We start from the raw sequence: 13,747 nt of genomic DNA, 5'->3' as shown, positions 1-13,747 counted from the left end.
GGCTGGTTAAGCCATTTTTTGTGCTATAATGTAGGCGTATAATAGATTGGAGGAAGAAGCCATGAGATTAAAACACGCATCAGATTCTTGCACGACTATTTTGGTAGGCAAGAAGGCCAGTTACGACGGTTCAACCATTGTGGCTCGTACAGAGGATTCACAAAACGGGGTCTTTACGCCCAAGAAATTTGTCGTAGTGGAGCCACAAGACCAGCCACGCCATTATCAGTCAGTTTTGACATCTTTTGAGATGGAGTTGCCAGATAATCCAGTCCGCTATACGGCAGTGCCAGATGCAGTTCCCAAAGATGGGATCTGGGGAGCTGCTGGGATTAACAGTTATAATGTTGCTGTCAGCGCAACGGAAACGATTACAACCAATAGCCGCGTGCTGGGGGCTGATCCGTTAGTCGAGTCAGGTATCAGCGAGGAAGATATTCTTACGCTGGTTCTGCCCTATATCAAAACAGCTCGCGAAGGGGTTCTACGCTTAGGGAAAATCCTAGAGGAGTACGGCACTTATGAGTCCAATGGGATTGCCATTTCAGATGTCAATGAAATCTGGTGGCTGGAAACCATTGGGGGGCATCATTGGATGGCGCGGCGCGTTCCGGATGATGCCTATGTGACCAACCCCAATCAGCTGGGTAGTGATTATTTTGAATTTGACAATCCTGAGCACTTCCTCTGTCATCCAAATCTTAAAAACTTTATCAAGGAAAATTATCTCAATCTGAATTACTCGGATGAGGGCTTCAATCCGCGCTATGCTTTTGGCAGCCAGAAGGATAAGGACCGCCATTACAATACGCCGCGAGCTTGGGATATCCAGCGATTTCTCAATCCAGAGGTGGAGCAAGATCCAAGGAGTTTCTTCATACCTTGGTGCCGCAAGCCTTACCGCAAGATTACGATCGAAGATGTCAAGTATGTCCTGAGCAGTCACTATCAGGATTCACCTTATGATCCTTACGGAGCAGAGGGGGACCACCACAGCAGACGGGCCTTCCGGACTATTGGGATCAATCGGACCAGCCAGACAGCTATCTTGCAGCTACGCCCTAATCAACCGCAGGAAACGACTGGGATCCAGTGGCTATCCTACGGCTCCATGCCTTACAATACAGCTGTTCCTTTCTTTACTCAAGTCTCGACAACGCCAGACTACTTTGCCAATACGACGGACAAGGTTTCGACAGATTCTTTCTACTGGGCTAATCGACTCATTGCTGGGTTGGCTGATGCTCATTTTAGCAGTCATGTCGGAGACTTGGATGATTATCAGGAAAAGACCATGGCCTGGGGTCATGAAATGATTGGTCGGGTAGACCGAGCTCTGGCCAAGGGCGAGGATGTGGACTTTGAAGCTGAAAATCAAGCCATGAGCGACAAGGTGCAAGAAGCGACAGACCAGCTCTTGGAGAAAGTTCTCTTGGATGCCAGCAATCTCATGACCAATCATTTCTCACTGAGCGACTAAGGGCTACCCGTAGCAAATATTTTTCTTTCTCTGGCTTTTGGTGTAAAATGTTATCAAAAGTAAGCTATTCAAAGGAGAAAATTTATGGTAGCAGCAGTTACAGATGCAACATTCGCAGAGGAAACAAAAGATGGACTAGTTCTGATTGACTTTTGGGCAACTTGGTGCGGTCCATGCCGTATGCAGGCGCCTATTCTGGAGCAGTTAGCAGGGGAAGTTCCTGAGGACGAATTGAAAATCCTTAAAATGGATGTGGATGAAAATCCAAATACTGCCCGTGAATTTGGCATTATGTCCATTCCGACCCTTCTGTTCAAGAAAGACGGTCAAGTCGTTAAGCAAGTCGCAGGTGTTCACACCAAAGACCAGCTCAAGGCTATTATCGCGGAATTAAGCTAAGAAAGAAGCCTTTGGGCTTCTTTTTTGTATCAAAAAACGTTTACATCCTTAAAAATTTTTATAAAATGTTGACAAAAGGCGAATGTTCTTTTAGAATAATAGAAAATTAATAATCAACACCGAACGAAGTTTTTCAGAAAGAGGCGGGGCCTCTGACTGTGAAATGGACGGAACTCTGGAGAGACCATGAATGGCACCGAAGGGGCAAGGCGGTTTAGAACCGCTCAAACTCTCAGGTAAAAGGACAGAGCTAAGAGGCAGGGATTTCCCTACTCCAGCACATCCAGAGTACATGTTTTGCATGTGCTCTTTCTTTTTCTCGGTGTGAAAAGGAGCTTATATCATGTTGGAAATATTGAATCAATTGGATTCTTTTGTTTGGGGTCCTCCCCTGCTCATTTTGCTGGTTGGTACTGGTATCTATCTCAGTCTGCGTCTGGGCTTGCTGCAGATTTTTCGTCTTTCGCGTGCCTTTCGGCTAATTTTTGTATCGGACGAGGAGCATCAGGGCGATGTCTCGAGCTTTGCGGCTCTCTGTACGGCTCTGGCCGCGACTGTGGGAACGGGAAATATCATTGGAGTGGCAACTGCCATTAAAACTGGTGGGCCGGGGGCACTCTTCTGGATGTGGGTGGCTGCTTTCTTTGGGATGGCGACGAAGTATGCCGAAGGCCTCTTGGCTATCAAGTACCGCCGCAAGGATGCTCATGGCGCTATGGCGGGCGGTCCCATGCACTATATCTTACTAGGAATGGGCGAGAAGTGGCGTCCGCTGGCCATCTTTTTTGCGATAGCTGGTATCTTGGTGGCTCTCCTGGGGATTGGGACCTTTACGCAGGTCAATTCCATCACAGAGGCCATGCAGAATACCATTCAGCTGCCTCCAGCTGTGACAGCTTCTATCTTGGCTATTTTGGTGGCTCTGGTTATTTTCAGCGGCATCCAGTCTATTGCCCGAGTATCGACCAAGGTTGTGCCCTTTATGGCAGCGATTTATATTTTGGGAACTGTGACTGTCTTAACGGTCAATCTAGATCGCCTGCTGCCAACTCTCCAGCTAGTCTTTAGCTCAGCATTTAGCCAGACGGCTGCTGTCGGTGGCTTTGCCGGTGCGACCATCCAGATGGCAATTCAAAACGGGGTTGCGCGTGGAGTTTTCTCCAATGAATCTGGCTTGGGATCAGCACCCATTGCAGCGGCGGCAGCTCGGACTAAGGAACCGGTAGAACAAGGCTTGATTTCCATGACCGGAACCTTTATCGACACCCTGATTATCTGTAGCCTGACAGGATTGACGATTTTAATCACAGGAGTCTGGGATGGCAATCTCAATGGTGTGTCTCTTACCCAAGCAGCCTTTGCGAGTGTTTTTGCTAATTTTGGTCCGGTTCTGCTTTCAGTCTTTCTAGTTCTGTTTGCCTTTACGACTATCTTGGGCTGGAATTACTATGGTGAGCGCTGTTTTGAATTTCTCTTTGGGGTGCGCTATATCCGCGTTTATCGCTTGCTATTTGTCCTTATGATTGTTCTCGGTGGCTTTGTGGGTCTAGAGGCGGTCTGGATTCTTGCAGATATTGTTAATGCCCTCATGGCCTTGCCGAATTTAATCGCTCTCCTAGCACTTTCTCCTATTGTCATCAGTGAAACAAAGAAATACTTTGACAAGCATAAAAAGAACTAACTTGTTCACATAAAAAAGCCTCTAGCTTTCTGTAATGATGGAAGTCTAGAGGTTTTTTGTCGAATTAATAACGTTTTTCTTTTGGCCAGCTGCTCATCTCGGCCACAGCTGTAAAGAGAACGTCAGTAGAAGAGTTGAGGGCTGTCTCGCAGGAGTCCTGAATGACACCGATAACGAAGCCGACGCTGACTACCTGCATGGCCAAATCATTGGAAATTCCAAAGAGGCTGCAGGCGACCGGAATGAGTAGGAGAGACCCGCCAGCTACGCCGGAAGCTCCGCAGGCAGAAATTGCTGCTACAATACTGAGAACTAGAGCTGTGCCAAAATCAACTCTGATACCCAGCGTATTGACAGCAGCCAAGGTCAGGGTATTGATAGTAATGGCAGCCCCTGCCATATTGATAGTGGCCCCAAGAGGAATAGAGACTGAGTAGGTCTCTGGATTGAGCCCCAGATCCCGACAGAGTTTCATGTTGACGGGGATGTTAGCCGCTGAGCTGCGCGTGAAAAAAGCAGTCACACCACTGACTCGTAGACAGCGCCAGACCAAGGGATAAGGATTTTTCCGCAGCATGATAAAGCTAATCAAAGGATTGATAATCAGAGCGACAATCAGCATGCTGGCTATCAAGGCCAGCAGCAGGATACCATAGCTTTTTAGAGCCTGAAAGCCCTTGCCGGAAATGGTCGTGTAGACCAGGCCTAAAATGCCAAGAGGGGCTAGATTGATAATCCACTCGACAATCTTAGAAGTGATATCTGCCAAGGTCTGCAGCAGTTCCTTGCTGTGGTGGCTGGCTTCCCGCATGGCAATTCCAAAGATGACAGCCCAGGACAGTATACCAATGTAGTTAGCGGAGCTGAGGGCGTTGACGGGATTGTCCACCAGCTGAAGCAGAAGATTGCTGAGGACTTGTCCGATTCCGTCTGGCGGAGAAACTTTTTGGGAGGACGAAGCCAACTCTATGCTAATTGGAAAGAAGAAGTTGACCAGAACCGCGACCAGGGCAGCCGCAAAGGTTCCCAGAAGATAGAGCAAGATGACTGTTTTCATATTGCTCTTTTGCCCTTTTTGCTGCTGCAACAGGGCGTTTGCCACCAGAGCGAAGACTAGGAGCGGAGCGATGGCCTTGAGGCCGCCAACGAAGATTTGGCCCAGAAGTCCGATGGCTTGTGCTTGGGGGAAGACGACAGCCAGCAGGACACCAAAGCTAATACCGATGGAAATCCGCTTGATTAGATTGGTTTTATTCCAAATAGTGATGAAGCGATGGACCATGTAAGTTCCTTTCTTGTCTTAGATACTTATTTTATTATACGATAGAAAGGAGGTGAAAGCAATGTTAGGTCGGGCTATCCATTCTATGTTCGTGCAGAGTGGTCTTTGTGGTATAATGGTAGTAATCTTTTTGGAGGTGGCCTATGTCTAAGACCGGAAATGTCTTTTCCCGTTATATCCAGCAGTTTGACTGGAGCAAGATTGCAGATGACCTTTTTTCCAAGCTGGTCTCTTTACTTCTGCTTTTTATCTTATTTTACATCGTTAAGAAAATCCTGCATTTGTCAGTGACCAAGATCATTGCCCCCTCTCTCAAGCTATCCAAGCAGGATGTAGCCAGACAGAAAACCATTACTCGGCTGATTGAGAATCTGCTTAATTATGTCTTGTATTTCCTCTTGATTTACTGGGTTTTATCCATCTTGGGTCTGCCGGTTTCCAGTCTTTTGGCTGGTGCAGGGATTGCCGGGGTAGCCATCGGGATGGGAGCCCAGGGCTTCCTGTCGGATCTGGTCAATGGCTTCTTTATCCTTCTCGAGCGGCAGTTAGATGTCGGTGACAATGTTCGACTGACTAACGGCCCTATCAACATCGCTGGAACAGTAATCAGTGTAGGGATTCGGACGACGCAGGTACGGGACGCGGACGGAACGCTTCATTTTGTGCCCAACCGCAATATCATGGTTGTCAGTAATCTGTCTCGTGGAGATATGCGTGTTCTGATTGACATTCCCATTTATGCCCAGACGGATTTGGACGAGATTTACCGCATCATTTCTAAGGTCAATGAAGAAGCAGTGCCAGAACATCCAGAGATTCTTAAAGAGCCGAATATCTTGGGGCCGCAGATGGCTTCAAATGGCCAGTTCAACTTCCGTATCAGTATGATAGTGCAGGGAGGCATGCAGATTTCTATTTACCATATCTTCTACCGTCTTTACCATGAGGCGCTTTTACGAGAGGGGATTGAGCTTCCGACGCTTGGCCCCCTTTCAAAAGGCAAGTAATTATTGATTAGAAAGGTCCATATGAATCAGCGAATTCAGCAGGAAATTGTCAGTGAGAACAATCTTGTTTACCGTTTAAAACGTCCTCTCCACAAGCAGGGTCTCTTTTGGGCAGCTCTGGTGTCGGGTATTATCATCTTTCTTCTGGCCTTGCTCAGCATTCTCCTCGTCATCACCACGATTGGCCTCATGGAGGAAAATGACCATCTTAAGTCCCTCACAGGCTACCATAACTCGCCTTTAGAGACCTATTCCAGCCATGCTTTTGAGAAAACAGTTGAATTTTCCAGCGGACTCAAGGTGACAGTTCATTCAGCCGTGGAAGACAGCAAGAGAGTCATGAGCGATGAGTCAACAGGAGTAGCTGTCGTTGCGACTATCACGGTTGAAAACACTTCTAAAAAGCCCATTCTGGTCAGTCCTTATGACTTTGGACTTTATGACAAGAAGGAAAATGTCTATATTTTGGACGGCTCAACTTTTGACAATACACAAATCGGCACCAATCTGGCGCCAGGTAAGTCTATCCGCTTTAACTTGGTTTTTGACGGGGAAGGCGGCGATGAGGATAACTATACCGTGACCTACGACAATGCTAAGTGGCAAAAGGAGAAAAGCAAGCCAAAGCAAGAGAAAAAAGCAGAGGCAATAGGGGGTCACAGCCCATCACTTTAGTGTCTTTTCTAATTTCTAAACACAACTTCATAGGTGGAAGCAATTCATTTTATAAATAAAAGAAGATTTGAGACAAATGTTTCAAATCTTTTTCTTGACTCTGACCTTAGAGGAGGGTGTATACTGGTGAAAATTAGAAAAGGAGATTACCATGAAAATCAATATCATTCGTTCTGATAAGGTTTATCAAGAGATGCTCGAGCTGCCTTTAGAAAAGAGAGAAGGTTGTTTTCGCGCTAAAATATTAGCACCTTTTGCAACAAAATATCGAACACAACACATTCCTCTGAAAGCGAAGTATCCCGGAGGGTTTGATGCTCTTTTCCTACTTGGCTTTATGAATCATCTCCCTGCTACTCTGTCAGAAAAGGATAGACCGGCTATTGATGCTCTGAGCTCTGATCAACTCTGGCAAAATTGTCAAGATACCATCAAGAGGAGTATCGGTCTTTTTGAGCAAGCTGGCTATGATTTAGAGGTTGAGGATTACTATTTTACTATTTTGTTAGGCAATCCAGAAAAGCCCATGCTACAGCTCAATAAGGGTTACAGTGGAGATGGAGGAATTCCAGGCTACCTCATGCTTAGTCTGCTACCGAATGACTATACTTTGCCACGTGTGCAGGCTGCGTTGGCTCACGAGTGCAACCATAATGTCCGCTTCCAATTTATCAAATGGAACCAGCAGACGACACTAGCAGACTGGGTAGTTAGTGAAGGATTGGCAGAGTCTTTTGCTGCTGAGCTCTATGGCAAAGATCTCATTGGGCCTTGGGTTACTTCAACCAGTCCAGAGCAGTTAGAAGAGATTAAGCCCATCATCTCCAGTCAGCTTCAGCTAACAGGGATGGCGGAAATGGCTCCTTATCTCTACGGTGATGAAATTGCAGAAATACAGGGGCAAATACCAGTCGGTATGCCTTATGCTGCAGGCTATGCTTATGGCTATCATCTGATACAAGCCTATCTGAAAAAGACTGGCAAGAGCATTATTGAGGCCACAGTAACACCGACAGAAGAAATTTTAGAGGCGACTAAAGACTTTTGGAAATGACACTTTTACTTGAAAATCTGTCAAAACTTGATATAATGTAGGTGATTTCTGGAGGTATCAGTATGCATTATAAAAGAATTGAATTAAAAGTCACAAATCAAGGTATCCATGAGCGTAAGATTTTTCAAGGTGTCAAAATTTTCAGCCGTAGCAAGCTGTCCAAAGATCAGAAAAGCATTCTGACGCAGAAGATTTACCTGACACCGAAGCAAAACATTGTTTACTATCAACGGATAGATGTCAACTATGACCAGAACTGGCATCCTAAGAAGGATTATTATGAACTAGCTTATGGCCAGTTGGACAGAGAGACTGTTTTTAAGGTTTACCAAGATTTTGACGAACTAAGTCCTGTCCTGGAGAATGAGCTGCTGGAGAAGCTAAAAGAAAAGCAGGCAGCAGGCAAATTTTTTGAAAAATTAGATATATAAAAATCCGGCTGCTTTGATAAGCAGTCGGATTTCTTAGAATTTTAGTTTGATAGTGCTTATACCACACCTTGCGGCGCAATTATGGCATCTGCCACGTTTTCGAAGACAGGGATATTAGCACTAGCCAGGTAGTCTTTGCCAAGTCCGTAATTTCAGCTGTGTTGAGGGTGTTGGTCATGATGTCTTGAGACGGTCAGAGTATACTGACATCTATTCATCTGATAAGAGAGATTTTATCATCCAGATACTCATAGCTGGGTGTCCGGCAGCGTTAGAAAGTGGTTGTTGCAGTGATGTAAAACCATAGTGTTGATAGACGGCCACGGCTGTAGCCAGTTCAGTAGTGGTTTCTAGATAAAGCTGTTCATAACCTGCTAGGCGGGCTTCCTGGAATATCCGCTTTATCAACTGGCTGGAATAACCTTTGCCACGACAGTTTTTAGTGACATACAGTTTTTGTAATTCAGCAATCTTATCAGACACAGGTGCAAAGCCGCCACAGCCGACGAGCTGGCCTTCGTCTTCCAAAACAAAGTAAGCTGCTCTCTCTTGCTGTTGATAATAGTCGGCCAAATGATCTAGATGAGAATCAAAGTAGACAGTTCCTGGTTTGTCAAGCCCGAATTCTTCTAGGCTGGCTCGAATGAGCTGCGCTACAGCAGGATTGTCTCTCACTTCCATTGGCCGTAAGTTCATGATTTGTCCTCCGATAGGATGTATAGACTAGTTAAACAATACCTTGAGCAATCATAGCGTTGGCCACGTTTTCGAAAGCAGCAATGTTAGCACCAGCCAGGTAGTCTTTGCCAAGTCCGTAAGTTTCAGCGGTAGTTTTAGCTGTGTTGAAGATGTTTATCATGATGTCCTTGAGACGTCTGTCAACTTCTTCGCGAGTCCATGACAGACGAAGACTGTTTTGGCTCATTTCCAGAGCAGATACAGCTACACCACCAGCATTGGCAGCTTTGGCAGGTCCGTAGAAGATACCATTCTCTTTGTAAACTGCGATAGCATCCAGGTCGCTCGGCATGTTGGCACCTTCAGATACACAGATAACGCCCTGAGCAACCAAACGTTTAGCTGCGTCACCATTGATTTCATTTTGAGTCGCACATGGCAGAGCGATGTCATATTTCTCAGCGTAAGTCCATACAGAACCTTCATGGTAAGTAGCAGTTGCTTTTTCAGCAGCATATTCTGTCAAGCGAGCGCGGCGTTTTTCTTTGACATCAACCAAAAGATCAAAGTCAATACCGTTTTCATCGATAACATAACCGTTTGAGTCAGATACAGAGATAACAGTTGCACCAAGCTCAGTTGCTTTTTGAAGAGCGTATTGGGCTACGTTACCAGAACCAGAAATAACCACCTTCTTGCCAGCAAAGCTTTGGCCGTTAGCCTTGAGCATTTCTTCGGTGTAGTAAACCAAGCCGTAGCCAGTTGCTTCTGGACGAATCAAGCTGCCACCAAATCCAAGGGGTTTACCAGTCAAGACACCAGCATCGAATTGGTTAAGGCGTTTGTATTGGCCATAGAGGTAGCCGATTTCACGTCCGCCGACACCGATATCACCAGCTGGAACGTCAAGAGATGGGCCTATGTGTTTTTGCAATTCTGTCATAAAGCTTTGGCAGAAGCGCATCACTTCAGCATCAGTCTTACCTTTGGGATCAAAGTCAGATCCACCTTTACCACCGCCGATTGGCAGGCCAGTCAATACATTTTTAAAGATTTGCTCAAATCCGAGGAATTTTAAGATACCTTGGTTTACAGTTGGGTGGAAACGAAGTCCGCCTTTATAAGGACCAACTGCTGAGTTAAATTGCACGCGGTAACCGCGGTTGACTTGTACGTTACCTTCGCGGTCTACCCAAGGAACACGGAAGCTGATAACGCGCTCAGGCTCAGTAATACGCGCTAGGATGTTTTCTTCAATGTATTCTGGGTGTTTTTCGAAAACGGGCTCCAGAGTATTGAGAAACTCTTCAACAGCTTGGAGGAATTCTGCCTCGTGTCCGTTGCGGGCTTTTACGGTCTCGAAAGTGCTTTGGATATATTCTTTAGCAGTTTTCATCTGTCATTCTCCTTTAAATAAAATAGTAAACCATCCTGTCAAAAGCTGCTTGCAGCTTGTGTGACGAGGATGTGTTTAATTTTTTAAAATAGGCATCTTTTAGATGTCATATTTTATTACATGGAACATTATAGCAGACTTTTTTTCTCTTGTAAAGAAAAAAGTTGAATTTTCTAAAAATTTCCACAATTTGTTTTCTGAAATATTCCAGAAAATAGCTGAGCGAACTGGATGTTTTCCGAACGTTAGTCAGGAATTGCTGGTTTAAAAAACGAAAAAGCAGGCTTTGGTGATATAATAGGGGAAATGAGCTAAAGGCACTCGCCTTCAGAAGAAAAAGGAGCGTTTTACTATGGTTTCGACATCTACACAGATTGCTGGTTTTGCATTTGACAACTGCCTGATGAATGCAGCTGGGGTTGCCTGCATGACAAAAGAGGAACTGGCAGAAGTCAAAGATTCTGCTGCGGGAACATTTGTGACCAAGACAGCGACGCTGGAATTTCGTCAGGGAAACCCAGAACCGCGCTATCAGGATGTTCCGCTGGGGTCTATCAACTCCATGGGCCTGCCCAACAATGGTTTGGACTACTATCTTGACTACCTGCTGGAACTCCAGAAAAGCGAATCGAATCGTACCTTCTTCCTCTCTTTAGTCGGTATGTCGCCAGAAGAAACCCACACCATTCTTAAGAAAGTTCAGGCAAGTGACTTTAAAGGCATTACTGAGCTCAATCTTTCCTGTCCCAATGTCCCTGGCAAGCCGCAGATTGCCTATGACTTTGAAACGACAGAAAAGATTTTGTCAGAGGTTTTTGCTTATTTCAAAAAGCCCCTAGGCATTAAGCTGCCTCCTTATTTTGATATCGTGCATTTTGATCAGGCTGCTGTGATTTTTAACAAATATCCGCTCAAGTTTGTCAATTGTGTAAACTCAATCGGAAACGGTCTTTATATAGAAGATGAGTCAGTGGTCATTCGTCCGAAAAATGGTTTTGGAGGTATCGGAGGTCAGTATATCAAGCCGACCGCCCTAGCCAATGTCCATGCTTTTTACCAACGCCTTAAACCGGAAATCCAAATCATCGGAACTGGTGGTGTTCTGACGGGGCGTGATGCCTTTGAGCATATCCTCTGTGGTGCCAGTATGGTGCAGGTAGGAACAACCCTTCATAAAGAAGGAGTAGCAGCTTTCGAGCGCATTACCACAGAACTCAAGGATATTATGGAAGAAAAAGGCTATGAAAGTCTGGAAGATTTCCGAGGAAAATTGAAGTATATTGAGGGGTAATTAAAATACGACTGTCTAAGATTGAAGAAAGCTCCATATTTGAAGACTTTCTTCAATCTTTTTTAGAGCACTGGAAATATCTGGGGACTACTAACCTCCACCTTTTAAATGATAACCTAAAACTGTGTTATACTATGAGTAAAATAAATTGATAAGATATTTGAAGAGGAAATTATGATGAATAGAACATTCTTATGGAGTGTACTCAGTATTTTAGTGCTTATGGGACTGGTTATCATAGGATTTAGTATGCACCAACACCAGAAGAAACAAGAGATGATACGCATTGCGACTAGTAAAGAAGCAAGAAAGGTTTATGAAGAACATATGAAAGCGAATGATCCTAATGCTTTAACAAGAGAAGGAGTTATTCAATCTTATGAAATTGATACTGAGACGTTAGAATATAATCCGACGGGGGGACTGATGGTTCGATTGTATTTTAATAACAATAAAGAGTTGGACTTTCATTTTGGATTGATAAAAAAAGACAATGGAGACTATGAAACATATGGATATACCGTATCACCTAAATTATCAGCTTTGTTAAAGGAAAACGTTAAATGAGCAAAAAATATGTGAATGAATAAAATCTTCAGACAGTTGTGACTGAGGATGATGATAATTCTCTTAATAGTGAAGTAAAAGATCGATATAGCTAAAAAAGTGAGGCCAGTTGTCGGTGAGCAAACACACATGATATTATGCTAGAATTTTGTTTCAATGTAGAATGGTGTCCTATTAAATCATTTTGTAGTATAAATGAGGTAAAGAAGGATATGTAGAAATGAAGAAATTACTATCTATTTTGGGAGTTTTTGGAATTATTATTTTTAAGGGAGGTTGTAGTATGAATAAGCAAACGCAAGAAGATAAGAAAAGGGAAGAGATGCTTAAAGTTGTAAGAAGTGAAGAAGTAAAACAATTAATTGAAGAAGGGATAAAGAATTTAGATAGTCAGTATTTAACTGAAACGGGTATTATAAAGTCATATAAAATTGATTATAATTCCGCAGAATTTCATCCAATGGGTGGTATTGTGATTACTACATATATTAACAATGACAAAGATTTGTATATTAAAGATACTATCAATGAAGATTATGTATCAAAAAAATTAGAAATTGGTGGTAGTGTTGTATCAAAAAAACTAAGTGATTTACTAAAGGGTGAATGATTATGGTGTATTCTACTGATAAACAAAGACTAAATATTGCTAAACAACAATATGTTGACACTGAAATTGATGGACATTTCTGGGTTGATGTTGATTGAAACCCAGCTTTTTCATATCAATTTGAAGAAAGTTCAAATCAAATTGCTATAATTTCGACTCCTTTTATGAGAAAATAGACGCAAAGAAATGAGGTGTTTTTATGTCAGAAATTTATTTAGCAGGAGGATGCTTCTGGGGATTGGAAGAGTACTTTTCCCGCATTGAGGGGGTTGAGGAAACGACAGTAGGATACGCCAATGGACAGGTGGAATCAACCAACTACCAGCTGATTCACCAGACGGACCATGCAGAAACGGTTCATCTAATCTATGATGAAGAGCGGGTCAGCCTGCGAGAACTCCTGCTCTATTATTTCCGAGTTATTGATCCTCTGTCGGTCAATAAGCAGGGAAATGATGTTGGCCGTCAGTATCGGACGGGCGTTTACTATACCAATCAAGCCGATAAGACAGTCATTGAGCAGGTCTTTGCTGAGCAGGAAAAGCAGCTGGGCCGAAATATTGCTGTTGAGCTAGAGCCTTTGCGCCACTATGTCCTAGCTGAGGACTATCATCAGGATTATCTCAAGAAAAATCCTGGTGGCTACTGTCATATCAATGTCAATGATGCCTATCATCCCTTGGTCGATCCTGGCCAATACGAGAAGCCTACAGATGCGGAACTAAAAGAGCAGCTGACGGAAGAGCAGTACCAGGTGACCCAGAACAGTGCGACAGAGCGTCCTTTCCATAATGCCTACAATGCTACTTTTGAAGAAGGAATTTATGTTGATGTGACGACTGGTGAGCCCCTCTTTTTTGCTGGAGACAAGTTTGAGTCTGGCTGCGGCTGGCCTAGCTTTAGCCGGCCGATTGCCAAAGATGTTCTAAAATACTATGAAGACAAGAGTCATGGCATGGAGCGGATTGAAGTGCGCAGCCGTTCTGGTAATGCCCATCTGGGGCATGTCTTCACAGACGGTCCAGAAGCAGCAGGCGGCCTACGTTACTGTATCAACTCAGCAGCTCTGCGATTTATCCCAAAAGAGAAAATGGAAGCAGAAGGATATGGCTATCTGCTGACCTTCATGCAGTAAAAGGGCATAAAATCAACTCAAATGCTTCAATCAGTCATATAAATTTTTTATCACGGCGATA

The 13,747-nt window shown here is 44.1% G+C and carries 14 protein-coding genes and 1 riboswitch; of the genes, 11 read left to right on the top strand and 3 right to left on the bottom strand.

What is annotated here, in order from left to right; translation table 11 throughout:
• The first annotated feature begins 61 nt into the window (after positions 1 to 61).
• The 3 genes from MFP28_RS09885 to MFP28_RS09875 all read left to right on the top strand — a co-directional run bounded on the left by MFP28_RS09885 (position 62) and on the right by MFP28_RS09875 (position 3,560).
• A complete protein-coding gene (locus tag MFP28_RS09885) occupies positions 62 to 1,480 on the top strand; it encodes a C69 family dipeptidase (protein ID WP_032916090.1) in 1,419 nt (472 codons plus the stop codon).
• Between the two features lie 84 nt (positions 1,481 to 1,564).
• Positions 1,565 to 1,879 (top strand): thioredoxin, encoded by a 315-nt coding sequence (gene trxA, locus MFP28_RS09880; protein ID WP_002907302.1) that lies wholly within the window; start codon positions 1,565 to 1,567, stop codon positions 1,877 to 1,879.
• A gap of 165 nt (positions 1,880 to 2,044) precedes the next feature.
• Positions 2,045 to 2,137, top strand: a riboswitch (glycine riboswitch).
• 85 nt (positions 2,138 to 2,222) lie between these two features.
• Positions 2,223 to 3,560 (top strand): alanine/glycine:cation symporter family protein, encoded by a 1,338-nt coding sequence (locus tag MFP28_RS09875; protein ID WP_002907301.1) that lies wholly within the window; start codon positions 2,223 to 2,225, stop codon positions 3,558 to 3,560.
• A gap of 64 nt (positions 3,561 to 3,624) precedes the next feature.
• Here MFP28_RS09875 and sstT read toward each other — a convergent pair whose 3' ends face one another.
• Positions 3,625 to 4,842 carry a serine/threonine transporter SstT gene (gene sstT, locus MFP28_RS09870; protein ID WP_002907300.1) on the bottom strand — a complete coding sequence of 406 codons (1,218 nt, stop codon included), beginning with the start codon at positions 4,840 to 4,842 and terminating at the stop codon, positions 3,625 to 3,627.
• Positions 4,843 to 4,985: 143 nt separating this feature from the next.
• Between sstT and MFP28_RS09865 the strand changes: the two genes are divergently transcribed.
• From MFP28_RS09865 to MFP28_RS09850, 4 genes are all read left to right on the top strand, one after another.
• Complete coding sequence (locus MFP28_RS09865; protein WP_002907299.1) at positions 4,986 to 5,849, top strand: mechanosensitive ion channel family protein; 864 nt, start codon at positions 4,986 to 4,988, stop codon at positions 5,847 to 5,849.
• A gap of 21 nt (positions 5,850 to 5,870) precedes the next feature.
• Positions 5,871 to 6,524 (top strand): DUF4352 domain-containing protein, encoded by a 654-nt coding sequence (locus MFP28_RS09860; RefSeq protein ID WP_002907298.1) that lies wholly within the window; start codon positions 5,871 to 5,873, stop codon positions 6,522 to 6,524.
• 151 nt (positions 6,525 to 6,675) lie between these two features.
• Positions 6,676 to 7,578 (top strand): DUF2268 domain-containing protein, encoded by a 903-nt coding sequence (locus tag MFP28_RS09855; RefSeq protein WP_002907297.1) that lies wholly within the window; start codon positions 6,676 to 6,678, stop codon positions 7,576 to 7,578.
• A gap of 62 nt (positions 7,579 to 7,640) precedes the next feature.
• Entirely contained in the window at positions 7,641 to 8,009 is a 369-nt protein-coding gene (locus MFP28_RS09850; RefSeq protein WP_002907295.1) for an EXLDI protein, read from the top strand.
• Between the two features lie 210 nt (positions 8,010 to 8,219).
• Here MFP28_RS09850 and MFP28_RS09845 read toward each other — a convergent pair whose 3' ends face one another.
• Positions 8,220 to 8,705 carry a GNAT family N-acetyltransferase gene (locus MFP28_RS09845; protein WP_002907294.1) on the bottom strand — a complete coding sequence of 162 codons (486 nt, stop codon included), beginning with the start codon at positions 8,703 to 8,705 and terminating at the stop codon, positions 8,220 to 8,222.
• 31 nt (positions 8,706 to 8,736) lie between these two features.
• The gene (gene gdhA / locus MFP28_RS09840) at positions 8,737 to 10,083 is read right to left on the bottom strand and encodes an NADP-specific glutamate dehydrogenase (protein WP_002907293.1); all 1,347 of its coding nucleotides are present in this window, start codon (positions 10,081 to 10,083) and stop codon (positions 8,737 to 8,739) included.
• 352 nt (positions 10,084 to 10,435) lie between these two features.
• Here gdhA and MFP28_RS09835 point away from each other — a divergent pair, with 352 nt between their 5' ends.
• The 4 genes from MFP28_RS09835 to msrB all read left to right on the top strand — a co-directional run bounded on the left by MFP28_RS09835 (position 10,436) and on the right by msrB (position 13,686).
• Positions 10,436 to 11,374: a dihydroorotate oxidase gene (locus tag MFP28_RS09835; RefSeq protein ID WP_002907292.1), complete on the top strand. Its 939-nt coding sequence runs from the start codon at positions 10,436 to 10,438 to the stop codon at positions 11,372 to 11,374.
• A gap of 177 nt (positions 11,375 to 11,551) precedes the next feature.
• The gene (locus MFP28_RS09830; RefSeq protein WP_032916089.1) at positions 11,552 to 11,941 is read left to right on the top strand and encodes a DUF1310 family protein; all 390 of its coding nucleotides are present in this window, start codon (positions 11,552 to 11,554) and stop codon (positions 11,939 to 11,941) included.
• A gap of 220 nt (positions 11,942 to 12,161) precedes the next feature.
• Positions 12,162 to 12,551 (top strand): DUF1310 family protein, encoded by a 390-nt coding sequence (locus tag MFP28_RS09825; RefSeq protein ID WP_002907290.1) that lies wholly within the window; start codon positions 12,162 to 12,164, stop codon positions 12,549 to 12,551.
• A gap of 199 nt (positions 12,552 to 12,750) precedes the next feature.
• Positions 12,751 to 13,686: a peptide-methionine (R)-S-oxide reductase MsrB gene (gene msrB / locus MFP28_RS09820; protein WP_002907289.1), complete on the top strand. Its 936-nt coding sequence runs from the start codon at positions 12,751 to 12,753 to the stop codon at positions 13,684 to 13,686.
• The last annotated feature ends 61 nt before the right edge of the window (positions 13,687 to 13,747 follow it).

Source organism: Streptococcus sanguinis (assembly GCF_050234405.1).
In the GTDB taxonomy this organism is placed as follows: Bacteria; Bacillota; Bacilli; order Lactobacillales; family Streptococcaceae; genus Streptococcus; species Streptococcus sanguinis_W.
This window is presented reverse-complemented; position numbering and strand designations above follow the sequence as displayed.